Consider the following 24,568-nt stretch of genomic DNA (forward strand, 5'->3'; position numbering starts at 1 on the left):
CGGCTTCCGAGGCTTCGCCTCGGGTGGCTCGTCGGCTTCGCCGCCGACTGCCCGGCTTCGCCGGGCGTTCGGGCTTCGCCCGATGGGTGGGGTGTGCGGTGTTTATGAAGTGAGGTGAGGTCAACTCTGTTGGTTCGCGCAGAGTTGACGGGATGTGGGGTGGCTGGAGACTCACGCTCGCCTCCGAGCGGTGCTACGGGGGTGCGTCGGGGGGTGGGGGCTTTCGGCCCTGGGCCGGGACGAGGTGGCCTCGATGGGTTGCATCAATCCTGTTACCCGCTCAAGCCTGGGATTTAAGAGGCTCCCCGAGGCTCTTAGCACGATCAGAAATCCGGGCAGACGGGTCGGATCGGAGTTCCGGGTAGACATATGGAATTGAGTAAGAGGATTAATACTCATTCCACCGGGGCTTCGCCCCTCGAACCAAAAAGCCCAGGTCGGCGCCGCTGGTAGTAGGCCCAGGCCAGGGCCAGCACGATCGGCCCCCACAGCATCGCCGGGCTGACGCAGACACGGGCCAGAATCATCCACCAGCCGTTGCTGTATCCCACCTCGGGGATGGCTCCCACCCAGGCGAGGGGGTACTGGTCGAACAGTGCCACCAGGATCAACCCGCCCAGGACCGCCGGGATCACGGCAGCGAGCGGCGGAACGCGACGGCCACCGATGAACGGTATCCAGCGCGGGAGCACCTCACCCCAGCCGGCCACCAGCCCGGTGGTCAGCAGGCACAGCGCTTCGGTGAGCACGCTGAGCCCGACGACATAGCCCGGCGCCCACCAGGGCATGGGCGGGAGGTGCGGATCGATCGTTCCCATCTGGAAGCCGACGGCGAACGGGAGCCGCCACAGACAGTGCGGCAGCACGATGAACGGAAGAGCCTTGGCGAGCCTGAGGGCCCAGACCGGAACAGGCCGCTCGGTGTCGCCGAGCGGAAGGGCAAGACGTGTAATCGACATGACCCCACCATCGCCTGAGCCTCAACAGCCAGGCGTCGACCACACGCACGATCACGATCCCCCACGAGAGCCACCTCTCGATCCTCCTGACGGCCGACCACCGGCAGAACCGAGCAGCCATACCGGACACCGGGAACGGTCAACAACCGGGACAGCCCCCAAACCGGCGTCTGGAAACCCTCCGCCCGAACACCACAATCCGGCCCGTGCGAGACAACGCACCCCTCACAGGCCTCGCCCAGTACAACCCGGGCAGAACCAGTCTCAGCAGCAGGGCGGCCACCCGAGCGCAGCGGGCAGGCGCAACACGACGGCCAGGCACGCAGCTCCGCGCTGCGGGGCCCGTGCAGCGCTTGCAGCACGTGTAGCAGAGGCGCAGCGGGCAGACGGAGCAGCGCGGCGCTGCGAGGCGGGTGCAGCAGGGGTTGTCAGCGCAGCGGGAATCGCACCAACCTGACGCACCATCACCCCCCACAGTCACTGACCAGCCAGAACACCACCACACCCCCACGACACGCGGCCCACCACAACCAACGACGAAGACACGCAGCTTCACGGCCGAACCTCGGCCCGAACGGACGGGCCGAGCGCAGCACGAGCGAGACCGAACACAGTGAGCTCGAAGCCGGGCATCGACTGGTGGCGGGCCGCCCTGCCGCTTCGCCATACCGGCCCTCGGCCCGGCGGGCGCTGATGCACCGCCAGCAGCCGCGGTCCGGCCGGACGCCTGGTCGAGGACGGTGCCGATGTCCGGGTGCAGATGGAGACCGGCCGCGTCGGCCAGCGGCAGCCACACCACCGGCGCCTCGTCGGGAGCGTTCTGCTCGACCGTGGCGACGGCCTCTGCCAGGCGGTCGGGCAGGTGCGCGGCATAGACCAGGTATCGGCGCTGGCACGGCGTACTCTCGCCCGGTCTCCTGGTTCTGGACGGAGCGAAGATGTGGCGGTGTGGATGGAGCCGCTCGCGCTCCGCCGCCTCTCGCGCCCGGCGGCCCCGGTCCGCCTCCGCCCACTCAACGGCCAGCAGTTCGTCGCCGTCCGGGTTGTCGAGCGCGTCGGTGAGGGTGTGCCGGCCCTCCCGGCCGAAGCGGTACAAGACCGAGGCGTCGGCGCCGTGGCGGCGCAGCGAGGCCTCGAACGCGGCCTTCGCCGTGCCCTTCGCGGGAACTCGCACCAGGCGCGGTAGGAGGTGAGCTTCTCCACCAGGGTGCCGACGCCCTCGTTCTCGCAGTCGACCTCGACCAGGAGCACCGGCACATCCGCGCTGGGGTCGCGCAGCACGAGGTCGGTGAACAGGGAACGGCGGTGCGGGATCGGGTGCTCGACCTCGGTGGAGAACGCGGTCAGGTGCCCGAACCCGGCGCGGGCGAGGAGGCCGGCAGTGCGACGACGTCCAGGGTGTGCTCGGAGTACGCCGTTGCCCCGCCGTCGCGCTCGGTGCGCAGCTTGGACAGCCTCGTCCCGGCCAGGAGCAGCTGGGCGGCTTCGCGGCGGCCGGCCGCGGTCAGGGTCCACAGCTTCCAGTTGTCCGGCAGGCGCAGTTCCTCCCGCACCCTCTCGGCGGCCTCCAGGTCAACCAGGGCGTCGCGGGTCGCCTTGTCGTTCCGCTGTCCCGGCAGGACCAGATGCCAGAGCTCACGAGCGGTAGCGCGCCGGAACAGGCCGAGCGGCACCAAGACCCCGCGCCGCACTGGCTCCGTCGAGTCCGGCTTCCACCGCACCTCGGCAGCGGCAGGAAGAGGGTTGTCACCGCGCCGCGGGCCCCTTGTCCGGGACTGCTGGCCTGCGGGAACAGCCTCACCGGCGGCCGGAGGCACGGAGGTGCCCGCGGAGGCCTTGCCGGACCCCTTGTCCCGGTCGGGCGAGGCCTTCGCCGCCCGATCCTCGTGGCGGTCGGAGGCCTGATCGTCGTCCGGGCCGGGCGCGGCGATCGCCGTCGTGGTCAGGGCGAAGTCCGGTACCCGCAGCAGCAGCGACTGCAACTGCCTCACACTCAAACCCCCGACGGCGGCCTGGGCGGCCGCTTCGGCGTCCAGAAGCGCCGGCAGGCTACTCGGCGCAAGCGTTCTCCAGCAGCCGCGCGAAACTCGCCGGCTGCGCGGCTGCCAAGGCGTTGTGCCCGCGAGACGTCGACTGGTCGAGGAGGGCGCTTGTGGAGTCGACATCTGCACCTTCGAAGCCCCACCAGGGCACCGCCGGGTGCCGCGCTCTGACCAGCCGATGGTGGCCCCGCACGTGTCCGTTCGACGTGACGCTGTTGACACCGACGAGCGCGCGCTGGTTCCTCACACCAACGTCAGGTGGGTCAGTGGCAGACCGGGCTGAGGAGCGTCTTGCCGGACGCGTGGACGCTCACTCGATCCCCCGATGAGGTGACCGGATAACGCCTGGCCCGTCGGTACGGCCGCGCCAGACCGCTTCGGTAGCCGGGCTCACCCGTTCAGCGGTATGACTACTTGGAAGGGAGAAGCCCGCACCTCGAACATGGCGGCATGCGCGAAGACCGACACTGCTGTGCCAAGCCCCGCCTGACCGTGAGGATCAACGGCTACGACTACAGGGTGGATCCGGTCGAACCAGAGGAGCTACCTGCCTGCACGACCTGCGGCACGGTCCACGATGGACTCTGGCGCGTCGGCGCCGCCTTGTCTGCAGGACCGGGGCTGTGCGGCCGGCCCAAGAAGGACGGCACACCGTGCAGGTGGCGTACCAATGAGGAGCCCTGCCCGAATCACCTCACGCCCGAGCAGGAGGAGCAGGCACGCGTCGAGCGGGCGGCGAAGGAGGAGCGCCAGCGGAAGGAACAGGCGCAGCGGCTGATCAAGCGGGAGGAGACCGCCGACCGGAACCGCCAGCACCTGGCGCTGATGTTCTCGGTCGCCTGCCCGCATTGCTCCGCCCCCGTCGCTGAGGTGTGCCGTGCTCCCCGCGGGGTGGCCCAGCGTGCGATCCACGCGGACCGACGCAGGCTCGCGGGTGTTTCCTGGCCGAAGGAGTTCGTCCTCTACGAACGGGAGTCCTACTTCGACGGGCGCCGAGGGAACCCTGCCCAGGTCCCGCTTCCCCCTCCGCCGCCGCTCGACGCGGATCTACGCGAGCTGCTGGCGGATCCGCTCGAGGACTGGACGGCCCAGGCCAGTGCCGAGTTGGCCGAGGAACACCGGGTTGCAGCCGAGCGGAAGGCCGCGAAGCTGCGCCGAAGCCTCTGGCGGCTGACCAACGACGTCACCATCGTCAGCTGCCCGGCCTGCGAGGCCGAGCGGGGACACGCCTGCGCCACCACCCTCGGAAAGCCCCGGACCGGCCACGACGAGCGGGTAGACCTCGCCATGGCCGGTCAGGGCTGACCGGCTGCTCCGGGTCAGCGGGATACGTAGCTCTACCCCGGGAGCCGCAGAGCCGGCACGGCGGTGCTACGGAGGTGGATGATGCCGGTGTGACCTCGACGCAGCCCCTCCTGTAAGCAGCCCCCTCGGCGTTCACGATCGAGCGGGTCCACACTCTGGTCCAGCAGGTGGGACCGGAGGCACCGACAGTGGAATACAAGGAGAAGCTTGGACCGACCCTCGCGCGCGGGGTGGCGGCGCTGGCCAACGCCTCCGGCGGGCTGTTGCTGGTCGGCGTCAGCGACCAGCGCAAGATCATCGGTGTGAAGGAGAAAGCGGACGGGGGCGCTGAGTCCCGACCGCAAGGCCGCCCTGGACGAGATCGACCCCGCCTGGTGCCCCACCTGGCCGATCGAATGGCAGCGCTGCTTCACCCTCGCCTGGCGCTACGTCACCGACGGCGGCGAGCTGGCCGGGGCCGAGCCGGGCAGCATCGTCATCCAGGGCGAAGACCTCACCGCCTGGGCCCACGCGCAGCAGACCGGCTGGGACAAGCTCTCACCGGCACAGCAGTGAGCCATCGAGCACGTCCTCGGGATCGGGCCCCTCGCACCGGAGGAGAAGCCGGCCGCGAAGGTCACCCACGCCGAGAAAGAACGACGCAACCTCCTGGCCGCCGCCCAATACCGAGCCCGCGAAGGCCACTTGAACGTCCCCAGAAGCCACCGCGAACCCCTCACCCTCAACAACGACACCGGCACCGGGGACACCACCGTCGAAATCTCGCTCGGCCTGTTCATCGCCAACACCCGCAACCGACGCAACACCATCCCGGCCACCCGCGCCCAACACCTCACCCAACTCGGCATGAGACGGCAATAGCAGGGAGCCGGACCCGCACGAAACACCGCCCCCGCCCTCCCAGCCGGCGCCCGAGCCAGAACTTGGCAGGCCTCAACGCACGCTGGCGAGATGCTGTGCCAGAACCGCTCGCACCACCAGCTCAGGAACGATCAGGAGCCCGAGCGCCAGAAGAGTCGCCTGCAGCAGTCCCATCCCGCTCCACACCAACCCACCGCTCAAGCCCGCATCGGCGATCACTGCCACCAGCCGGAAGGACCCGAGCACACCAGCCGTTCGCTGCGAACGCCGCGAACGAGAAGCCAGCCCACCTGGACGAACACGATCTTCCACCGTTCACACCTCTCTCCGAACAAGCCGTCAGGTACGGCAGTAGCGCCGCCTCAACGGAAGATGGCCCGAGCCTAGAACGCACCCTTTGCTCCTCTACCTCGTCTCAGACAGACCGCCGCAAAACAAGAAAGGCGACCGATTAGCCCCTATTTGCGAATTTTAACGCACGGTAAATCTCGTTACCGTGCGTAAGTGTCCGATAGTGCGGCACGCGTCCCTCACTATCGAGCCTCTCGAGTCAGCCAGACATACCGGATATGGCGCAATCAGGACCCCGCCCACCGGCAGCACGCCGCCGCCGACCAGACCCGGTCTCGTTTCCGCCGACCGAGGCCCAGCTCGTCCCACGCGGGCTGCACTCGGGCTGAACTGCTCGTTTCCGTGTTTCCAAGCTCCCCGGATCCCGGAAACGTTTCCGGAAGCGTTTCCGGAAACGGGTGCTCCAAAATTTCCATGCGGAAACTTTCTCCTACCTCCACCGGAAACGGCCAGGTCACAGCGTTTCCGTCACCGTTTCCATTTCCGAGCCCCCGGAAACGATGGTCTCTGACCTGCGGAAACACACGGAAACGGCGTCCCCGGCGAGCGGTTTGCCTCCACGGCCATGCCATGGGCAGCATTAGCGGCACCGGAGCTTCTCCGGCAAATCAACCGCGAAGGGAATCTACGTTGATGCTGACCGAGTTCGGATTCATCCTGGCTCTGGTTTTGATCACCGGTATTCTCCGGCGATAACCGAAGTTGGGGGCGGCTCCGCGGGAAAACACCCGCGGCGGGCGCCGCACCGGCTGGACCTCAGCCGGTGCGGTCCTTCACCGGGTAGAGCTCAGCGTGCCGCACCCGATCCTTCCACCACGGATCAGCCGGGGCAGAGACGCGGGCAGCCAGCAGCTCGCGGCGGGTCGGGGCGGGCAGCACCAGCGGCCTCAGCTCCTGATCCTCCCGGTCGCGTTCGCACTGCGGGCACTCCAGCCGGTGGCCGGCCTTCTCCGCCAGCTCCAGTTCCGAGTCCTCCTCGCCGCCGATCGAGCCCCGGCTCGTCCAGCACGGGCGCAGCTGGGATCGAGAAGCGACACCGGCGCGGGCGCTGATCGGGCCCGACTTCGCGCTGGGGCAGTGGCTGGCCCGGTTGCGCAGGGCCGCCGAGGTGCCGGCGGGGGCGAGCCGGGCGAGGAGGAGATCGATCCCGTACTGGGCGCCGCGCTGGCCGATCGCCTGGCAGCGCGCCTACGTGGCCGCGCGGACCTGGTGGCAGGAGTCGGGCGGCCGGGTCGACTGGCCGGCGCTGCCGACGGAGACGGTGTTCGAGGGGAGCAGCTCGGCCGCTGGGTCGCCGCGCAGCGCGGGGTGTTCTCCGACGTGGAGCACGAGCAGCAGGACCTGCTCGTCGCGATCGACATCGAGGAGGACCCGGTGCTGGCGTAGGCCGCCGCGGTAAAGAAGGCGAAGCGGGCGGCGGCCGCGGACCGGCCGAAGAAGCCGGCGGTGTCGCGGGCGGACCGGTTCGCGCTCGGCCTCGCCACGCTCGCCCAGTTCGTCGCCCGCGAAGGCCGGGACAAGCCCGTCCTCCGCTCGCACATGGAGGTGCTGGAGCGGGTGGTGGTCGGTCCGGACGAGGTGGAGACCACCGAGAGCACCCCTATCAAGTTGGGGAGCTGGGTCGGCAACCAGCGCACCCGCCGGGCCTCGCTGAGCGAGGAGCAGATCGCCGCCCTCGCCGAGCACGGCTTGGTGCTCGGGTAGCCAGCGCAGACCAGCGCGAGGCCGTCACCTCCTGTAGGTGGCGGCCCCGCCGTGTTTCCGGTGATGAGCGTGGGTCAAGCCTTCTCGGCCAGGTAGCCGCGGCCCAGCTTGCGGCGCCCAGTCGGCGCATCCTGACGGGCGGGTACGGCCGGTGCCGCCGGCGCGGGGGCGGGTTCGAGGAACGGCGAGCGCTCGGCGGGCAGCAGGCGCGCCGCGGTGTCGGCCGGCGCGGCCCGGTCGACGGCGGACTCGGAGAAGTGCAGCCCCAGCGGGCGGCGATCGTTACTCAGGCCCCCAGTCTGACCGGTCGTCACCGGCTCCAGTCCCAGCTTCCTGCCACACCATGCTCAGCCAGGCCGACGGCGCTCCGGCCCTCGGCAGCGGACGGCGGGAGTGGTGTTGGTGCCCCCTGTGATCGTCCGTTCGCGGATGGTGCTCAGCGATGGTTACGTGTGGATGACGACTTCGCCCTGGTCGCAGCCCTACCAACGCTTGGCATGATCGCCCTGCACCCCGTCGCGGCCCGCGCCGTACTCGGCGGCCGGCTGTGGGTCGCGCCTACACCGTCACCCTCACCTCGCTGTCCCTCGCCGCCATCCTGCCCGCCGCCGTCCAGCTTTGGGCCCTCGCCCACCCGCAGCGCGACGGCTTCCTCACCCCTGAACCGGCGGACGTCGCAGTCCCGCTCGCCGTGCTGGTGGTGCTGGCCGCCGTCAACGCGGCGGTGCTGTAGGCCACCGCGCTCAGCCCCCGCACCAGCCGCTGGTACACCCACGCCCAGCGGGCTCGATGTCGCGCGCCGACGCGGGTGGCTCCGAGCGGGATCACGGCCTGGGGGTGCGTACGAACACCTGGTAGTGGCGCCGGCCACAGGCAGCTGCCAGGTGTTCAGAAGCGCTCGGCGGACGTCGTCACCGGCCCGTGAATGTGGGCCTATCCCGGTCTACCAAATGCCAGAAACAGGGATAAACCTGACATGAGAATGCCTTCTAAAATTGTCCGCAAGTCCCCTTTTCGCCTCTTTTAAAGCTTTTGACTGTTGCCATTTCCTGTCGATAGTGTGCGACTGCCCAATGCTTGATCGCTACCGAATGTCCGATTTTCCTTTTCTGGGGGGTTATTTTGCGTAAATTTCAGAGACCAGCGTTGCTTCTGGCCGCATTGCTGGCCGTGCCAGGCGCTGTTGTTTCGGCCCCGGCGGCGGCGACGGAGCCCACCGCACCACTTGCGGTAGAGAATTTCGCCTACCCGAACGCGTCGACAGTCCTTGCCGAACACGGTGTCACTCTGAAGACCGGCGACGGCAACATCAAGCTCGCCGACTGCACCTCGGAGACGGCGCTGCTTCGCGTCCGGTACACCGGGAATCGGGAGACCTGTTTCAAGGTGACGGGCGCCAGCGGCTATCTGTCCATGGAGATCCCGGCGGTCTTCAGGATCATGAGCGACAGTCACACCGTCAAGGCCACCATGTCTGCCGGCGGTGCCACCAGTAGCGTCGACCTCATCAAGAACGAGTGGAAGGAGGTCGGTACCGGTGCCAACGCTCCGGAGTCCATGCTGCTGGACCTGACCGCCACCGACGGCACCGCTGTGTCCACACCGGCCCCCGTGTTCCCGGCCGTCGGGTCCATCACGGTCGGTGCCCCGGGCCGGGCCGGTTCCCGCGGTTGTACCGGTACCCTCGTCAGCCCGCTCTGGGTTCTCACCTCCGCAGGGTGCTTCACCGACACCCCCGCCACCCTCCCCGGCGGCTCCCCCACCGCCAAGAACACCTTCACCGTCGGCGGGCGGTCGACGGACTTCGTCGAGTTGGTCCCTCGCACCGATCGTGACGTCGTCCTCGCACGCCTGGCGGCACCGGTGTACGACGTCGTTGCGGCCAAGCTCGCGGCTGCTGCCCCCGCCACCGGCGCCAGCGTGAAGATCTCCGGTTTCGGACGCACCGCTACTGCCTGGGGTACCGGCGACGGTCCCCGCACCACCTCCCAGGGTGTCGGTGCCACCTCCGCCACGGGCATGGACCTCGCACCCTCCAGCGGTGCCGTACCGGTGTGCGCCGGCGACTCGGGTGCACCGGTTCTCAATGCTGCCGGTGAGATCGCGGGCGTGGTCTCCCGTGCTTGGCAGGCCGGTTGCCTCGGCACCGCCTCCAGCGAGGTTCGAACCGGCGCGCAGGCCGACCGGATCGACAACCTCGGCACGTGGGTCAAGCCCCTCCTGCAGCGGCCGGCGAACGCGGCCAACGAAGCCGGCGGCAGCAGCCCGGTCCGCTGGGCGGACTTCGACGGAGACCACCGCCCCGACTACTACCTGATCGCCGACAGCGGCGAGGTGACGGTCTACCTCAACCGCGGCGGCAACCTCGTCGCGAACGGCTGGCAGCTCATCGGCAAGGTCGCCAAGGGCGCTACGAACGACCGCAGCCGCGTCCGCTTGGTCGACTTCGACGGCGACGGCAAAGCCGACTACCTCGTGATCGGCGACGGCGGCGAGGTGACGGCCTTCCTCAACCGCGGCGGCGACACCGTCAGCACCACCACCGGCTGGCAGAACGTCGGAACCGTCGCCAGCGGAGCGACCTTCAACCCGGACCAGGTCCGCTTCGCCGACTTCGACGGCGACGGCAAGACGGACTACCTCGTGATCGGCGACGGCGGCGAGGTGACGGCCTACCTCAACCGCGGCGGCATCCCGGCCGGCGCCAACGGCTGGCAGCTCGTCGGCAAGGTCGCCAAGGGCGCCACAAACGACCGCAGCCGCGTCCGCTTCGCCGACTTCGACGGCGACGGCAAGGCCGACTACTGGGTGATCAACACCAACAACAGCGTCACGACCTCCCTCAACCGCGGCGGCGACACCGTCAGCACCACCAGCGGCTGGCAGTACCTGGGTTCCGTGGCAGCCGGCCTGACCTCGGATCAGAACCGCGTCCAGTTCGTCGACTTCACCGCGGACAGCCACGCCGACTACCTCATCACCGGCCCCAACGGAGCCACCAGCGTCAACGCCTGGGCCCACAACGGCGGCGACGTCGCCGGCGGAGGCGGCTGGATCGACCTGGGAACCGTCGCTTCAGGCGTCTGACCGCCCCACGGCAATCTGCCGCAGCCGTCAACAAAAAGTTCCAGCTCACGGGGGGCCACGCTGGCAGCGGACTCTCCGGCACGCAGGCCGCGCACGTCCCACGACCCCGACCGGCGGACCCGAAACGCGCACCGGGTCAGTCGCCGGTCACAACTGGCGAAACGAACCGTTCACAGCGCCCACCGACTCCTGATCGCTGGCCGGGACAACGCCACCATATGAGGGGATCACAGACGCTCCATGAGAATCACCAGTAGTCAACGGATACCGTGGCGGCACGGTGCCGTCGGAATGATGGTCGGCGGGTTGCTCGCCGGCCTGCTGGCCACACCGGCCTTCGCCGACGACGCGCCTCCCGTCGGACCGGTCGCAGACCGCGTCACGGCGGTGGCGGTGTGGAAGAACGGCGGTCCCGCCGTCAAGCGCGCCGCCGAGATCGCCCTCGCCGGCAACGACAGCGACGTGCACACCTTCGTAACCTCCGGCCGGCAGACGGCGGCCGACGCGGATCCGCGCACGAGGGTTGAGGAGCTGGTCGCAGTCGCCGGGCCGGAGGTCCGCAAGGCCGCCACCAAGGCACTCGCCGGCACTGCCGCCGACCTGCAGGCGTTTCTCGACACCGGCTACAAGACCCCGTTCGCGGACGACCAGCAGATCCTGGCCACCCAGATCATGGCTGCTGGCGGGCCGGAGGTCCGCAAGGCCGCCAACAAGGCCTTCAACGGCACCCTTGAAGACGTCAACGCGTTCCTCGCCACCGGCCAGTACACGGCGCGCGACGACGACGACCAGATCAAGGCCACCCAGCTGATGGCCACCGGCGGGCCCGTAGTCCGCGCCGCCGCAAACACTGCGATGAACGGCGGTATCGAGGACGTCCGGGAATTCCTGCGCTACGGCTACCAGACCGCCGCCGCGCACGACGCCGAGACTCTGACGATCTCCCAGCTCGCCGACCTGACCAGCAATGCCGCCGGCCAGGCCGGCGAGCAGGCCAAGACCGCGCAGGACGCCGCCGCGAAGGCGCTGGCCTCGAGCGCGCTCGCCAAGCAGGCCGCCGAAACCGCCGCCGCCGAAACCAAAGCCGCACAGGGCGACGCGAAGAAGGCCTCCAACGCCGCCGGCAAGGCCGCGGACGCCGCCGAGCGCGCCGCGAAGGCCGCTCAGACCGCATCCGCCGCGGCCGCCAGCGCCAACGAAGCGGCCCGCCAGGCCGCTGCCGCGGCCGCCGACGCAGCCCGCGCCTCCACCCTCGCAGGCAACGCCGCCGCACTGGCCCAGAGCGCCGCCGCCGCAGCCTCGAGCAACAAGGACGACGCCGCGAAGGCAAGGGACGCCGCCGTCATCGCGAAGAAGGCCAGCGCCGACGCGAAAACCGCCGGCGAAGCCGCCGCATGGGCCATCCGCGCCTCCTCCCAGGCCGACCTGGCAACCACGGCCGCCAAGCAGGCGGGCGACAACGCCGACATCGCCGCGCTGGCCTCGCTGGATGCCGCGGAACAGGCAGGCGTCTCCGACGAGGCCAAGGACCGCGCCCGGGCAGCAGCAAACCGAGCCAAAAACGCCGCCGCCGAAGCACGCCGCGCCTCCGCCCAGGTCCAGAAGATCGCCGCCGACGCGAAGGCCGCCGCCACCGAGGCACAGCGCGCCTCCGAAGCATCCGCCGGCCACGCCGCCGCCGCAGCGACAGCAGCCGAGCAAGCAGCAGCCCACGCCGGGGACGCGGCTACCGCCGCCGCCACCGCACAGGCCGCCGCCACCGCTGCCCAGAGCGCGGCCGACAACGCCGCGAACGCCGCGACGCAGGCCCACAAGGTCGCCGACATCGCGCGCGCCTCCGACACCGAACGCCTCGCCGCCCAACAGGCCGCCGAAGTTGCCGCCGCCCAGCAGGCCTACTTCGACGAAGCCGCCAAGACCAAGCAGGCCGCATGGGAGGCGGGCAAGGCGAGCAAGCTCTCCACCGACACCCAAAAGCTCCTCACCGAAGCCACCGCCCCCGGTGTCGACCAGGCCATCGCTGTCGCCAAGGGACGCCAGGCCGCCATCCGTCTGCTCACCGCCGGCGGCCCCTGGGTCCAGGTCGCCGCGCAGACCGCCCTGGGAGGCCATGATGCCGACGTCCAGAGATTCCTGACCACGGACTTGGAGGAAGCGAAGCTTCGAGACGACCGCGCCAGCGTCATCGCCCTCGCCAACGCCTCCACCAAACTGCCGCAGCGCCTGGCCGCCGAAGCTGCGTCCGTCGGCACCGCCGAGCAGGTCCGCGACTTCCTCGCCAACGGAACCTATCCGGGCAAGGACGACGACGACCAGATCCTGGCCACCCAGATCATGGCCGCAGGCGGACCCCAGGTCCGCAAAGCCGCCAACGCCGCGATGAACGGCACCATCGAAGACATCCGCGCCTTCATCGCAACCGGCCAGTACATCGCCCGCAACGACGACAACGACATCCTCATCACCCAAGCCATGGCCACCGGCGGACCCGAGGTCCACGCCGCCGCCCAGGCAGTCCTCTCCGGCCCCGACTCCGGCTTCGAACCCTTCCTGCAGGCCGGTCTGCCGAAGGCGCGCCAACGCGATGCCGCCACCGCCGCGCACGTCGCCACCATCGCGTCCTACCTGCAAGCCATCGACGGCAACGTAGCCAAGGCCCGGCAGTCGGCAGCCCAGGCAGCCCAGTCCTACGCCATCGCCCGCGGCGCCGCCAACGAAGCTGCCACCTACGCCGGCCAGGCCCAGGCTTCCGCCACCGAGGCCGCGAACTGGGCGGCCCAGGCCGCAGAGTCCGCCCGCCAGGCAAAAGCCAGCGCCGACCAGGCATCCGGCTACGCCGCGCAGGCCCGTGCCTCCGCCGCCCGCGCGGACGCCGCCGCCCGCAGCGCCGACTACTCCGCCGTCGTGGCCGCCGGGTCCGCCGAGCAGACCCACAAGTACGCGGCCGACGCCCAGAAGGCGGCCACCGAAGCACGCGACTCCGCGATCAAGGCCGGCCAGAGCGCCGCAGAGGCCCAGCGGGCCGCGACCGAGGCGTTCCTCGCCGCCTACAAGAGGATGCAGGACGCCGGCACCGCGGGAGAGATGGAGGCCAGAACCACGACCGTCGACGAAGACGGCCGTGTGGCCTTCGTTCAGAGCATCCCCCGCGGGGAGATGAAGTACAAGAGGATCAGCGACAACTCCGAGAAGCGCTGCAATTTCGGCTATAATCTCCTGCAAGCTCAGCCGCCGTACATTGAGGGACCGGACGGAAAACCGTTCGGGCCTTGGCGCAAAGACGCTTCCGGCGCTGTTGTCTGCGACTACCAGGCAACCATTCAGGTCACCGGAACGGTCGACCAGTACCTGCGCACCTGCCCGGAAGCCAACCTCACCATGGCGGAGTGCCAAGGGAAATACAGGAGCTGGGATCTCCTCTTCCTCCGCACCGATGTAATCAAGGACAAGGAAATCCCCGATGTGACCCTCCAGGTCAAGTGGGAAGACTGGCGCAAGAGTCACACCACCAATGGCATGGTCGATGCGATGATCGACCACTGGGCCGATGGGCTCGGGAAGTGCAACACCTGGGGCTGGAACTCCGACTGCGCATGGTCCCTGTCGCTCTTCCTGCCCGTCGGGGAACTCCTCACCGCCGGAAAGGAAGTCCTTGCATACAGGCTCGCGCTCGAAATAGACGCAGAGATCCCCAGCGCCAGGGCCGCCGTCGAAGCAGCCCTCGGCAAGGCCGGCGCGGGAACCCTCGGCAGGCTCGACATCGCCACCAAGGCAATCACCGACGTCCGGACCGCTCTCAACGAAGGGAAGAGCCCTCAAGAAGCCCTGAACACCCTCAAATCGGTCCGTGACGTCGACCCAATGCTCGTGCCCCTGGCCGAGACCGAGATCGAACTGGCCACCGCTGCGGGCCAGGCATGCAAGTGGAACAGCTTCCCTGCAGGAACCCCGGTGGTCCTCGCCGACGGCTCGCGCCGGCCGATCGAGGAGATCCGGGTCGGGGACCGCGTCCTGGCCTCGGACCCCACCGAAGGAACGACGCAGGCTGCGGCGGTCACGGCCACGTTCTCGCACGACGCCGACCGGCTCGTCGATCTCGGCACCGACGACGGCGGCAGCATCTCCACGACCGCCGGCCACCGCTTCTACATCGAGGCCGCAGGGTGGAAGCTCGCCTCCGAACTGCACGAGGGCGACCGGCTGCGCTCGTCCGACAACACCACACGGACGATCACCAGCGTGAACGACCGGGCAGGGCTCGGGCGCCCGGTGTACGACCTGACGGTCGACGGACTGCACACGTTCTACGTGGGCACCGCCGGCGGCGCCGAACGGGACCTCCTGGTCCACAACTGCGTGGACATCATCGCGGACGAGGGCCTGAAAACCACCTTCGGACCCCCGCACACGCTCGCAGAGCACACACTTGGATCGCCTACTGGCCTCTCCCCGGCCGCTCTGCTGGACAAAGTAAGGAGGGATGGCATAGCCAGCATCTGGACCGATGCGGCGACTGCCGCACGAGCCGTTGACAAGGCCTTCGCGCAGTGGATGTCAAATCCGACCAACCGAGCAAAATTCTCCAAATTTCTCAACAAGCAACGCCCGAGAGTAAATCCCCCGTTCGACCCCAAGCGTGACCAGATCGACATCTCTTGGGTACTGCGAGACGAAGGATCACTCGGCACCGAATACACGAAGAACCCCAAGGCCGGTCAGCCGGGCGAGCCTGATCTGATCAGTAAAGCCACCGGGAACACCGTGGTTATCACGATCAGGTTCGCAAAGAACCATGACCCGCAATATGTCGTGTTCACCTCGCACCCGGAATGAGGACTACAGAATGAGACCACGCGCCGATTTTGAGATCGACTTCGGACTCAGCGGACTGACAAAGTTCCTTCGCGTGGGGGCCGTCCCCCGTAATGCCGAGGGAATCCTCGCCTTCATCACCGAGAGTCTGCTCGCAAACGACGGGGAGGACTTCGCGGTGGAGATGGTGAACGACATCCACCGCCTCACCCAATCCACACTTTCGGACGACGTGCTGTCCATCCTGTGGCTGGCCGCCACGAGAGCCCACTTCGACCCGGAGGCCGACGGCATCGCCATCCGGGCGTGGCTGGAGCGGATCGCCGAAGCCTGCCTTCCGTTCACAGGCCAGGACCTGCCGCCGGAGCTGGGCATGCAGGACGAGGACCTCCGCCCGGACCTGCAAGCGGCCGTGCTGGCGGAACTGACCGGAGTATCGGCGGCCCTCACCGAGAAGGCAATCACCTCCAGCTACGCCCCGCCCCTGCCCACGGTGGTCCCGGCGCTCGAAGCAGCCATTCCCGTGATTGGGGCCGACCTCGGATTCCGGCTGTTCCTCCGCGCCATGAAGGCCTACTTCGTACCCATCGGCCCGGCTCGTATGGCCCGGTTCGACGAGATCGGCGAGCGCCTCGGCTACCACCTGTTCGTCGTCGACGACGGATGCCTCAACGTCTGGTCCGACCTGAACGACTGACGTACACGGAGCCCGGTCAGCACCGCTCGGTGCTGACCGGGCTCCGTGCTGCCATGCGCCGCTCGATGCAGCGGTCAGGGAAGTCGAATCGGAGCTGGCCGCTCAGCCGCCTCCGACGCCCACAAGCCTCACCCACCAACCTGAGCGGGGGCGAAGAGGAGAAAGGCCGTCGTCGCGGGCCCGCACAGCGTTTGGCGCCATAGCGGCGTCGAACGGGGCGACCACAGCAGCCCCCCTCGGACAGGAATCCGGCGAAGAGGGAGGCCGCACCGAGCGTCGCAGGCGGGCCGATCGGCCGGATCCGCAGCAGCAGGTGGCCGAACGAGCCGTGCGGAGCAGGGCTGCCGCGTTCATCCGGGCAGCAACGCATGTGGCCGAGCCGCAGACGTTCCTGGGACAGCGGCTACCGCCGCTGTGCCCTGGATGGGAGCGGTACTTGGCGATGAAGGGGTGCAGGCGGCAGGCAGTAGTTGTGGCCGCGGCCGTCGCCGCTGCGGATGACGAGGTGCCGGTCGACGAGGCGCTTCATGCCTCGGCTGACGGCGGATGTCGAGTTCGGCTCACATCCCCCCCGACGGGGGGCGCGCTGACTCACTCCACGTCGGCCAGCCACTGGTCGATGAGCACCTTGTCGATCGAGTCGACCCGGTAGGGCCCGCCGACAGCGGAGTCCGTAATTCGCGACCGAAGTTCGGCCGCCGTGAACCAACGTGCCTCCACCACCTCCACGTTGTCCACCTCGATCCGGTCGGAAACGGCCTCGGCGCGGAACCCGATCATCATCCCGGACGGGAACGGCCACGACTGGGATCCCTGATAGGTGATCGTCCCCACCTCGACACCGGCCTCTTCGGCGACCTCGCGGCGCACCGCGTCCTCGAGGCTCTCCCCGATCTCGACGAACCCAGCCAGCGTGCTGAAGCGGCCCGGACCGGATCCCGCGTGCCGGCCGAGCAGGCAGCGCCGAGGCGTGCCGGGTAGTTCGACCAGCACAATCACGGCCGGCTCGATCCGCGGGAAGAGCAGCTTTCCGCAGTCCTGACAGGTCCGCAGGTGGCCACCGTTGCCGGGGACGGCCGGACCGCCGCACGCGCCGCAGAACCGCTGATTCCGGTTCCAGTGCAGGATTCCACGGGCATACGCGAGCAGGCCCGCCTCGTCCGGCGTGATGGTGGGAACCATGGCTCGCACCTCCAGCACCGTGTCCGCGGTGGCCAGTTCGACGGCGTTGGACCGGTCGACGCGGGACACGTCGGCCGCGAACACCGCGGCCTCTCCGTCCAGGCCGAGAAACACCTGGCCGTCGGCGGCGTCGAGGATGCCCCGCGCCTCGGCCAGCGGCAGCCGGATGGGCCTGTCGCCGCGGACCAGACAGTGGTCCCGCCACAAGGGAATCACCTGGGTACTGGGACTCGTCAACAGCCCGGCGACCCACTCCGGGTCAGTACGCCGGCCGCCAACCCGGTCAAGCCCCAAGCCACTGTAGTACAAGGTTCCCCCCTCGCCCGTCCTGTCCTGCGCAGATTCCACGATAGTGGGCGTCCACCACCTGGTTGCCCCGGCCTGCTCGCCACCGCCCACAGCATGGAAGCCACCGGCCCCTGCTCCACGCGCCCCGAACCCGAACGAGGCCTCACCCCCGCGCCCGCTGCTCGACACAGCCGGTCTCCCCAGACGGCCGATGCGGACACCACCACGGCCACCGACCCAGTCAGCGGCCCTCCGCCCACCCGGGTTTCCGTAGTTCCACGAACGGCCACGGCCACGGGCGATAGCGTGACCACGCAGAAACCGACCGTGGCCATCGCGGTCCGCCGGAAGGGGAGGGCCGGCGGCCGATCAGCTCGATGCCGTCGAGGAGGACCTGGGGGCCGGTGCGACCGTGGACGCTCACCTGGACCAGGGCGGAGCCCCTGCGGTCCTGCGACGCGTAGAGGTAGTACGCGCTGACCCCGGCCCGGGCGTAGTACTCCTTGCTGATGTGCCACTCGTCGGGGGTGCCCTGGTCCGCCCAAGGGGCGCCCGCCGGGAAGGGGTGGTGGCCCCAGCTCTCGGTCGGCGCCTCGCTGTCGAGTGCGGACGACACCTGCTGCGGGGTCATCCCGAAGCGCAGCGGGCCGACTCCCTCCTGCGGCGCGCACTGCCAGCGCGGCCGGTCCTTGTCGGGGGTCACCGGCCAGGGGTCTGTCTCGGCCCGCTCCTTGCACAGTCCGAGGCGGTCGGCGACCGGCTGGGCGTTCCAGAGGTCCTCGGCCCATTCGGGGCCGGTGGCCAGCAGGCCGGTGATCACCGCGTCCCGGCGCTGCAGGTAGCCCTCGGGGGCCAGGCCCCACTCCTGCTCGATATGCCGGCGAGCAGCAGGGCGGCCGCCGGCAGGCCCCGTCGAAGTGCACCATCGTTTCTCCCGAAGAACCCGACGCGGCACGGCTGGTGCACCGCGGTGGCCGGGCCCGGCGACGGCCCCGGCCCGGCAGGGGATTTCGCGCCATTGCGGTGCGGTGACGCCGTGTGACAATCACCTGCCGCACCGTTGATCGTCCCGCCGCAGGTGTGTGAGCGTGGCAGGAACGGAACGGGCGGCCGTGCGGGCCGCCGCCGCGCAAGGAGGAACCCGGTGCCCACCCCCGACCGGCCACTGCGTTCGCTGGGCTTTCTGACCATCGGACTGTTCGACGAACACCGGCCTGCCGAAGGCCACGAAGCGACGCTGCGCTTGATCGAACTCGGCGAGCAACTCGGCTTCGACAGCGCCTGGTTGCGCCACCGACACCTCCAGTACGGCATCTCCTCGCCCCTCACCGTGCTCGCCGCCGCGAGCCAGCGCACCCGCCGGATCGCCCTCGGCACCGCCGTCACCCCGCTCGGCTGGGAGAACCCGCTGCGGTACGCCGAGGACCTGGCGACCGTCGACGTGCTGTCCGGCGGCCGGCTCAACCCGGGCGTCAGCGTCGGCGTCCCCGCGCACTACGAGGACGTGAAGGACGCGCTGTACCCCGACTCCGCCGACCGGGAGGACTTCGGCTACGGCCGGGTGGAGCGGCTGCTCGGACTGCTGCGCGGCGACCCGGCAAGCGCTTTCCAGGGCACCGAGGGCATCGAGTCGTACTCCCGGCACGTCCAACCGCACGTCCCCGACCTGGCCGGACGGGTCTGGTACGGCGGCGGCAGCCTGCGCTCCGCCCGCTGGGCCGGGCAGCACGGACTCCGGCTGCTCACCAGCAACGTGGTGAAGGCCGAGACCGGCACCGAGACCGGCACCGAGTTCGACGCCATCCAGCACGCCCAGATCCGCGCCTTCCGGGCCGCACACCCCGACGGCGAACGGGCCCGGGTCTCGCAGGGCCTGGTGGTACTCCCCACCGACAGCGCCACCCCCACCCAGCGGGCCAAGTACCGGGCGTACGCCGCCGCGCGACACGCCCGCACCCGCACCCCGCAGGGCCCCGCCCGGCTGCTGTTCGCCCCCGACCTGGTGGGCGGCGCCGACCAGCTCGCCGAACTCCTCTACGCCAACGCCTCGTTCCGCGAGGTCGACGAGGTGGCGATCGCCCTGCCGTTCACCTTCGCACCCGAGGACTACACCCAGATCCTCACCGACCTCGCCACCCGCCTCGGCCCCCTGCTGGGCTGGAAGCCCGCCTCCGACTAGCGACTGCCCGACAAGACCGATCGGACAGCACCTTGCGGGTGCCACAGCCGAGTTCACCCCGACGTGCACGGCGGAGTCCACCCGAAGTGCACGGCCGAGACGACCGCCAGAAGCAGGAACACCAGCGCGAACGCCAGGTTGTACAGCACTCGCGCCCGCAGGTGCGCCAGCACCGCGCCGACCCGGGCGTACGGTCGCCCGGTGAACCGCACCTCCGACCGACCCGCCCTGCCGCACGTCGGCTTCGACGTTGAGGGCGCCGTCGAGGCTGCGGTGGAGAAGATTGTGGGCACCGCCCGGCCGGAAGCCTGCCGTACGCTGCTGGACGAGTTGGAAGAGCACGGCTCGTTGCGGGAGGGGCTTCTGCTCTCGGCGCCACGGCTGGCCGGCCGCCGACGACTCCTCCAACACGCCAACCCCGGTATCCAGCCCGTGACCAGCTCCTGGACACTCCTGGCCCGCGACGCCGTCACCTACCCCGAAACCGTCACCCTCGCCCGCACCCCGACCACCACAGCACAGTTCCCCACACCCCGCCACGGCCACCCCCACCCGGCCGGCCGGCCGCGACCGCAGGTGCCGGTCAAGTACCTCGCCGAACTCCCTGATCGTGCCTGCGCAGTCGGCCGGCAGGTCGTCGCAGCCGTGGGTCGCGGCCGCCCGCTCAAGGATCCGCCCCGCCAACGCGCGCGCCTGCGCGCTGCGCGGCGCGAGGCGGACCAGCTGCGGCAGAGCGGCGATGCCGGCCGGGAAGACCGGATCGCCCTCAAGGACGAGCCGCCAGTGCAGTTCCTGCCACGCATCCGCTTCGTCCCGGCGTGCCAGCCGTGCCAGGAGCGCGGGGACGCGATCGACCTCGAATCTGCTGTCGCGTATGCGTGTCCGGTCCACCACGCCGCTATTGAACACCCGACACCCAGGGGCCCGGGAGCCCGGGGTCCCGGGGGCCCGGGTTCTGCGTGCCGGCGGCCGGCCCAGAGATCTGCATCCCGATGTCACCGGGCAGCGTCTTCTGATGCCACGACACATCCACACCCCGGTGACACCCACCACTCCCCCCCCGCACGCCATCCTCGTGAACGGCCGGCGACACCGACTGACCCCCAGTCAGAACAAGCCACAGACTCGCGTTCCACCGGGGCTTCTGCCCTTTCCATCGAGACGGCCGCACCGAACGCCGCCCGGAAAGCGCAGCCAGGAACCAGAGGCCCGACGGGGCCGGGGGCCGGGGGCCGGGCGCAGCAGGACGGCGAGGGCGCGGGCCAGGGCACGGCTGGCCCGTCTCGACGAGGTGTGACGGGGGGAGGTTGTCGGTCCTCGTTCCTACGGTCACGGCATGTGTGATGCCTTCACCGTCTTGCGGAGCCATGACACGTGCCGCGCGTTGCGCGAAGCGGGGCTCGTGGGTGAGCGGCCGCCGGTCGCCTTCAGCGGGGTTCGCTCCTCTCTTCCGGCCTGGTCGGGTGCTCGTGCTGGCGACGCGGTGTACGCGCTGCACGTGGACCGGTGCGAGGTCTTCGTGGTGAGTCGGATGCGGGTGCTCGGCATGGAACGGCGTGACTGCTGCGGTGGCGCTCCCGCGACGTGGCGCGAGCCGGCCCGTCGCGGCCACGGCGACTGGTGGATGCTGGGCGCCGACGGCTGCGGTGCGGCGCCGGTGCACGTGGACGTCACGCCGGTGGACTTCGCTGCGCCGATACCCGGCGACCTCCTGGGACGGCTCAGCTGGCGAACCGCCGCAATCAGACCCGCAAGCTGAAGTACGTGGTGGACGGGCGCCTCGGACGCTCCGTCAGCCTTCAGGGGTTCTACCGTCTGACCACTGAGTCGGCTGACGAGTTGGCAGGCGTTGTCGGCGCCGCCGGCCTTTGACGCGGAAGCGGTCGGACTCCGGCGGCCGAGACGGACCCCGCCCGGCCCAGGACCGGTCATCGCCTCCACGCCCAAATACCACCGGCGCCATCCCGCCGGCTCCCCGAGACGCCCGGTCGGCTACGGCCGCCGCGCGGTCCCGAACGCCAGAGCGGAGGCGGACGCCACCGGAGGGCCGGCGTCAGCGGTCAGCGGCTCCCGATCACCGTGGTGGGCGTGGTGGGCGTGCCGGTGCCGGTGCCGGTTTCCGCCTTCGGTGTCCGCCGGCGCCGCCGGATCACCAGCGGCACGGCGGCGGTGAGGGCCACGCCGGCGGGGGCCGCCGTCAGCGCGCCGGCCGCCGCGGGCTGCTGTCCGATGCCCTGCTGGTCGAAGGTGTCCGGGACGGGCAGGGTGCCCCAGCGGTCGACCGGCCAGGCCCGCACCATGGCGCGGCCCACGACCTCCTCGACCGGGACCATGCCGTGGTTCTTGTCGGCCTGGTGGTAGCGCGAGTCCCAGGAGTCCTGCCGGTGGTCGCCCATGACCCAGATGAAGCCCTCGGGCACCGTGACCTTGAACTGACCGCCCTGGCCGTCCTGGCTGCACGGGGTGTTGCCGGGGTAGACGTACGGCTCGTTCAGCGCCTTGCCGTTGACCGTCAGCGGGCCGGTGCCCTTGCACTCGACGGTGTCGCCGCCGACGCCGATCACGCGTTTGATCAGGTCCTTCTCCCCGGCGGACGGCATCAGGCCGACCCAGCCGAGCGCCGTCTGCAGCGCGTTGGACTTGGCCGCCGGCTCGCCACCCAGCCAGTCGTCCGGGTCGTGGAAGACGACGACCTCGCCCCGGCCGGGCTCCGAGCCGAACCACGGGGTCAGCTTGTCGACCAGCACCCGGTCCCCGCGCTGCAGGGTGTTCTGCATCGAGTCGGACGGGATGGAGAACGCCTGGACGAGGAACGTCTTGATCACGAGTGCCAGCACCAGGGCGACGGCGACCAGGACCGGCAGTTCCTTCCAGAACGACCGCGGCTTCCTCTTCTCCGGCTTCTTGCCGGGGGCCCGCTCACCGCTCCGGTCGTGCTCCGTCACCGTGCCGTCCTCGGCCCTCGCGCGCCCGTACCCGGAGGTCACGGCGCCGTCCGCGGCGGGCGCCGCCACGTCCGCCGGGAGCCCGCGGTGCTCCTCGCCGCCGCTGCCGGACCGCGCGCCAACCGCCACATCCCCCACGCCGACTCCTCACTCCCCGCCGCTGCCCGCCCCGTCCACACCGCAGGCGGCCCACCACATGCACAACGAGCGGGAGTTCCCCGCGGCTCAGGAGTCGGAGGGATCTGCTCCGACGTCGGGGGCAGCCCTGTGCGACAGGAGGCCGGCGAGAACCGACCCCGCCGGGGCCTGCTTCACCCGGCGGACGTCAGTGGGCCGGTTCGGGGTGATGGACGGGCAGGCCGCCGAGGAGGGTGTGGGTGGGGTTGAGGTCACGCAGGTCCTCGGCAGGGCTGCGGGCGGGGTCCTGGGCCCAGATGGTGAGGTCGGCGAGGCGGCCGGGGGTGAGGGCGCCGCGCAGGTGGTCCTCGCCGAGCAGGCGGGCGGCGTTGGCGGTGTGCAGGGCGACGGCCTCGTCGTAGGTGATGGCGTGCTGGGGTCCTTGGACCCCGATGACGGTCTGGCGGGTGGTCATGCCCCACACCGAGCGCATGGCGCCGAACTGGCCGACGGGAAAGTCGGATCCGGCGGTGACCAGTGCGCCCTGGTCGAGCCAGCCCCGGGCGGGGAAGAGCGCGGCGACGCGCTCGGGACCCCAGAACTCCCGCTCGACCTCGGCGGTGTCGTGCAGCAGCGGCTGCTGGATGGTGACGGGGACGCCCAGGGCGACGGCGCGGGCGCGCTGGTCGGGGCCGGCCAGGCCGCCGTGTTCCATGACGAGGGTGCCGGCGGGCAGGCCGGGAACGCGCTGGAGGACACGTTCGTAGACGTCGAGGAGGATGCGCACCGCGCGGTCGCCGTAGGCGTGGGTGCCGACCCGCCAGCCGCGGCGGACCACGGCCTCGACGGCCTCGACGAGTGCGTCGGGCTCCCAGGTGAGCGTGCCGGAGAAGCCGTGGTCGCAGGCGTAGGGCTCTTCGGTGGCTCCGGCCTCCAGGCCGCCGTCGAGGCCGAACTTCACCCCCCACACCCGCAGCCACGGGTCGGCGCTGTAGCGCCGGTCCTCCATGGCGTCGAGCAGGTCCTCCACCTGCGCCGCGTCGGTCAGGCCGAGGGCCGAGATCAGCGCGCGGACCCGGGTGCTGAGCGCGCCGGCGTCGCGGGCGGCGAGCAGGACGGCGTAGTCGTCGAGGGAGACCGCGCAGTCGCGGACGGTGCCGATTCCCGTGGCGGCGTACTGGCTGCTCGCCAGCCGAAGCCCGTCGATGCGCTGGGCCCGGTCGGCCGCGGGGACGAGCCGTTCGACCAGGCCCATGGCGTTGTCGATCAGCCGGCCGTTGAGCCGACCGTCGGCGTCGCGCCCGATCACGCCGCCGGGCGGAGCGGGGGTGTCCTCGGTGATGTCCGCCAGGCGCAGCGCGTGAGTGTTGACGACGTCGTTGTGGCCGCCGCGCTTGACCAGGACGGGGTGGCGGTCGGTGGCCCGGTCGAGTTCGGCGGCGGTGGGCATGCGCCGCTCCGCCAGGTTGAGCTCCTGCCAGTTGGTGGTGGTCCGGATCCACTGGCCCTCGGGCGTGACGGCCGCCCGTTGCCGGATCAGCTCCAGGAACTCGGGGATGGTGCGGGCCTGGTGGACGGGGACGTCGTGCGCGCCGAGCCCGGCGAAGATCAGGTGGGTGTGGGTGTCGTCGAAGGCCGGCAGGACAGTGGCCTCGGGCAGGTCGTGGACCGTGGTGCGCGCGGTCACCAAGTGGTCGAGACCGGTCGGGTCCGGGGAGAGGGCGGCGATGCGATCGCCCCGCACGGCCACCGCTCGCTGGGGTTCCTGGCCGGGCAGCAGCGTGTGGATCGCCGCGGCCCGGATCAGCAGATCGGCACCGTGTTCCGTCATGGTCTTCTCCCGTATCCACGCGACGTTCTCGATCGCAGGGCCACGGGCCGGACCTGCCGGACCTGCCGGGGCGGCGACCGGTCCGCCGCTGTTCCGCACCTGCGCCGACCAGACCGTTATAGGGGCCAGGAAGCGGTTTCACCCGCATTTGGCGACCCAACGCGCAGGACGTACGCCATGGTTGCGACCCGCCGTGCAGCTCGTGCGC

Annotated in this window: 19 protein-coding genes and 1 pseudogene; 11 read left to right on the forward strand and 9 right to left on the reverse strand. The window is 70.3% G+C overall.

Features of this window, described 5'->3' with window-relative positions; translation table 11 throughout:
* Window positions 1–395 precede the first annotated feature (395 nt).
* Entirely contained in the window at window positions 396–959 is a 564-nt protein-coding gene (locus ACFV1L_RS24390; protein ID WP_380369206.1) for a hypothetical protein, read from the reverse strand.
* Window positions 960–2,302: 1,343 nt separating this feature from the next.
* Complete coding sequence (locus tag ACFV1L_RS24395) at window positions 2,303–2,950, reverse strand: hypothetical protein (RefSeq protein ID WP_380369207.1); 648 nt, start codon at window positions 2,948–2,950, stop codon at window positions 2,303–2,305.
* Between the two features lie 501 nt (window positions 2,951–3,451).
* Between ACFV1L_RS24395 and ACFV1L_RS24400 the strand changes: the two genes are divergently transcribed.
* The 3 genes and pseudogenes from ACFV1L_RS24400 to ACFV1L_RS24410 all read left to right on the forward strand — a co-directional run bounded on the left by ACFV1L_RS24400 (window position 3,452) and on the right by ACFV1L_RS24410 (window position 5,167).
* Window positions 3,452–4,306, forward strand: a complete 855-nt coding sequence (locus tag ACFV1L_RS24400) for a hypothetical protein (RefSeq protein WP_380369209.1) — start codon at window positions 3,452–3,454, stop codon at window positions 4,304–4,306.
* A 188-nt stretch (window positions 4,307–4,494) separates the two neighbouring features.
* A pseudogene (locus ACFV1L_RS24405) lies at window positions 4,495–4,611 on the forward strand (ATP-binding protein); the annotation flags it as partial.
* A 343-nt stretch (window positions 4,612–4,954) separates the two neighbouring features.
* Window positions 4,955–5,167, forward strand: coding sequence for a helicase associated domain-containing protein (locus tag ACFV1L_RS24410; RefSeq protein ID WP_380369339.1), 213 nt, complete (start codon window positions 4,955–4,957; stop codon window positions 5,165–5,167).
* Between the two features lie 72 nt (window positions 5,168–5,239).
* Here ACFV1L_RS24410 and ACFV1L_RS24415 read toward each other — a convergent pair whose 3' ends face one another.
* Window positions 5,240–5,479 carry a hypothetical protein gene (locus ACFV1L_RS24415; RefSeq protein WP_380369212.1) on the reverse strand — a complete coding sequence of 80 codons (240 nt, stop codon included), beginning with the start codon at window positions 5,477–5,479 and terminating at the stop codon, window positions 5,240–5,242.
* A gap of 1,248 nt (window positions 5,480–6,727) precedes the next feature.
* Here ACFV1L_RS24415 and ACFV1L_RS24420 point away from each other — a divergent pair.
* Both ACFV1L_RS24420 and ACFV1L_RS24425 read left to right on the forward strand, forming a co-directional pair.
* Entirely contained in the window at window positions 6,728–6,904 is a 177-nt protein-coding gene (locus ACFV1L_RS24420) for a hypothetical protein (protein WP_380369215.1), read from the forward strand.
* 60 nt (window positions 6,905–6,964) lie between these two features.
* On the forward strand, window positions 6,965–7,222 hold the full coding sequence (locus tag ACFV1L_RS24425) for a helicase associated domain-containing protein (RefSeq protein WP_380369217.1): 258 nt from the start codon (window positions 6,965–6,967) through the stop codon (window positions 7,220–7,222).
* A 74-nt stretch (window positions 7,223–7,296) separates the two neighbouring features.
* Here ACFV1L_RS24425 and ACFV1L_RS24430 read toward each other — a convergent pair whose 3' ends face one another.
* Entirely contained in the window at window positions 7,297–7,536 is a 240-nt protein-coding gene (locus ACFV1L_RS24430; RefSeq protein ID WP_380369218.1) for a hypothetical protein, read from the reverse strand.
* A 233-nt stretch (window positions 7,537–7,769) separates the two neighbouring features.
* Here ACFV1L_RS24430 and ACFV1L_RS24435 point away from each other — a divergent pair, with 233 nt between their 5' ends.
* From ACFV1L_RS24435 to ACFV1L_RS24450, 4 genes are all read left to right on the forward strand, one after another.
* Window positions 7,770–7,955, forward strand: a complete 186-nt coding sequence (locus ACFV1L_RS24435) for a hypothetical protein (RefSeq protein ID WP_380369221.1) — start codon at window positions 7,770–7,772, stop codon at window positions 7,953–7,955.
* Between the two features lie 344 nt (window positions 7,956–8,299).
* A complete protein-coding gene (locus tag ACFV1L_RS24440; RefSeq protein ID WP_380369224.1) occupies window positions 8,300–10,309 on the forward strand; it encodes an FG-GAP-like repeat-containing protein in 2,010 nt (669 codons plus the stop codon).
* Between the two features lie 240 nt (window positions 10,310–10,549).
* Window positions 10,550–15,142, forward strand: a complete 4,593-nt coding sequence (locus ACFV1L_RS24445) for a polymorphic toxin-type HINT domain-containing protein (protein ID WP_380369225.1) — start codon at window positions 10,550–10,552, stop codon at window positions 15,140–15,142.
* Window positions 15,143–15,152: 10 nt separating this feature from the next.
* Complete coding sequence (locus ACFV1L_RS24450) at window positions 15,153–15,818, forward strand: hypothetical protein (protein ID WP_380369228.1); 666 nt, start codon at window positions 15,153–15,155, stop codon at window positions 15,816–15,818.
* A gap of 591 nt (window positions 15,819–16,409) precedes the next feature.
* Here the strand turns inward: ACFV1L_RS24450 and nudC are convergent.
* Together nudC and ACFV1L_RS24460 are read right to left on the reverse strand one after the other, a co-directional pair.
* On the reverse strand, window positions 16,410–17,309 hold the full coding sequence (gene nudC / locus ACFV1L_RS24455; protein WP_380369230.1) for an NAD(+) diphosphatase: 900 nt from the start codon (window positions 17,307–17,309) through the stop codon (window positions 16,410–16,412).
* Between the two features lie 220 nt (window positions 17,310–17,529).
* Entirely contained in the window at window positions 17,530–18,243 is a 714-nt protein-coding gene (locus ACFV1L_RS24460; RefSeq protein WP_380369232.1) for a hypothetical protein, read from the reverse strand.
* Between the two features lie 189 nt (window positions 18,244–18,432).
* Between ACFV1L_RS24460 and ACFV1L_RS24465 the strand changes: the two genes are divergently transcribed.
* Complete coding sequence (locus ACFV1L_RS24465; RefSeq protein WP_380369235.1) at window positions 18,433–19,467, forward strand: LLM class flavin-dependent oxidoreductase; 1,035 nt, start codon at window positions 18,433–18,435, stop codon at window positions 19,465–19,467.
* A gap of 53 nt (window positions 19,468–19,520) precedes the next feature.
* Here ACFV1L_RS24465 and ACFV1L_RS24470 read toward each other — a convergent pair whose 3' ends face one another.
* On the reverse strand, window positions 19,521–19,679 hold the full coding sequence (locus ACFV1L_RS24470; RefSeq protein ID WP_380369237.1) for a hypothetical protein: 159 nt from the start codon (window positions 19,677–19,679) through the stop codon (window positions 19,521–19,523).
* Between the two features lie 1,124 nt (window positions 19,680–20,803).
* On the opposite strand from ACFV1L_RS24470, the gene ACFV1L_RS24475 reads away from it, so the two are divergent.
* Entirely contained in the window at window positions 20,804–21,226 is a 423-nt protein-coding gene (locus ACFV1L_RS24475) for a hypothetical protein (protein WP_380369240.1), read from the forward strand.
* Window positions 21,227–21,527: 301 nt separating this feature from the next.
* On the opposite strand, the gene lepB is transcribed toward ACFV1L_RS24475, so the two are convergent.
* Both lepB and ACFV1L_RS24485 read right to left on the reverse strand, forming a co-directional pair.
* Window positions 21,528–22,550, reverse strand: a complete 1,023-nt coding sequence (lepB, locus tag ACFV1L_RS24480; protein ID WP_380369242.1) for a signal peptidase I — start codon at window positions 22,548–22,550, stop codon at window positions 21,528–21,530.
* 187 nt (window positions 22,551–22,737) lie between these two features.
* The gene (locus ACFV1L_RS24485; protein WP_380369245.1) at window positions 22,738–24,360 is read right to left on the reverse strand and encodes an amidohydrolase; all 1,623 of its coding nucleotides are present in this window, start codon (window positions 24,358–24,360) and stop codon (window positions 22,738–22,740) included.
* Window positions 24,361–24,568 lie beyond the last annotated feature (208 nt).

The sequence above is a fragment of the Kitasatospora sp. NPDC059646 genome (genome assembly GCF_042734615.1).
Classification (GTDB): domain Bacteria; phylum Actinomycetota; class Actinomycetes; order Streptomycetales; family Streptomycetaceae; genus Kitasatospora.

Bases quoted from the DNA above. Each gene is read 5' to 3' on its own strand.
- ACFV1L_RS24390 (WP_380369206.1), bottom strand. From the start codon at position 959: ATGTCGATTACACGTCTTGCCCTTCCGCTCGGCGACACCGAGCGGCCT.
- ACFV1L_RS24400 (WP_380369209.1), top strand. From the start codon at position 3,452: ATGCGCGAAGACCGACACTGCTGTGCCAAGCCCCGCCTGACCGTGAGG.
- ACFV1L_RS24445 (WP_380369225.1), top strand. From the start codon at position 10,550: ATGAGAATCACCAGTAGTCAACGGATACCGTGGCGGCACGGTGCCGTC.
- ACFV1L_RS24450 (WP_380369228.1), top strand. From the start codon at position 15,153: ATGAGACCACGCGCCGATTTTGAGATCGACTTCGGACTCAGCGGACTG.
- ACFV1L_RS24475 (WP_380369240.1), top strand. From the start codon at position 20,804: ATGTGTGATGCCTTCACCGTCTTGCGGAGCCATGACACGTGCCGCGCG.
- ACFV1L_RS24485 (WP_380369245.1), bottom strand. From the start codon at position 24,360: ATGACGGAACACGGTGCCGATCTGCTGATCCGGGCCGCGGCGATCCAC.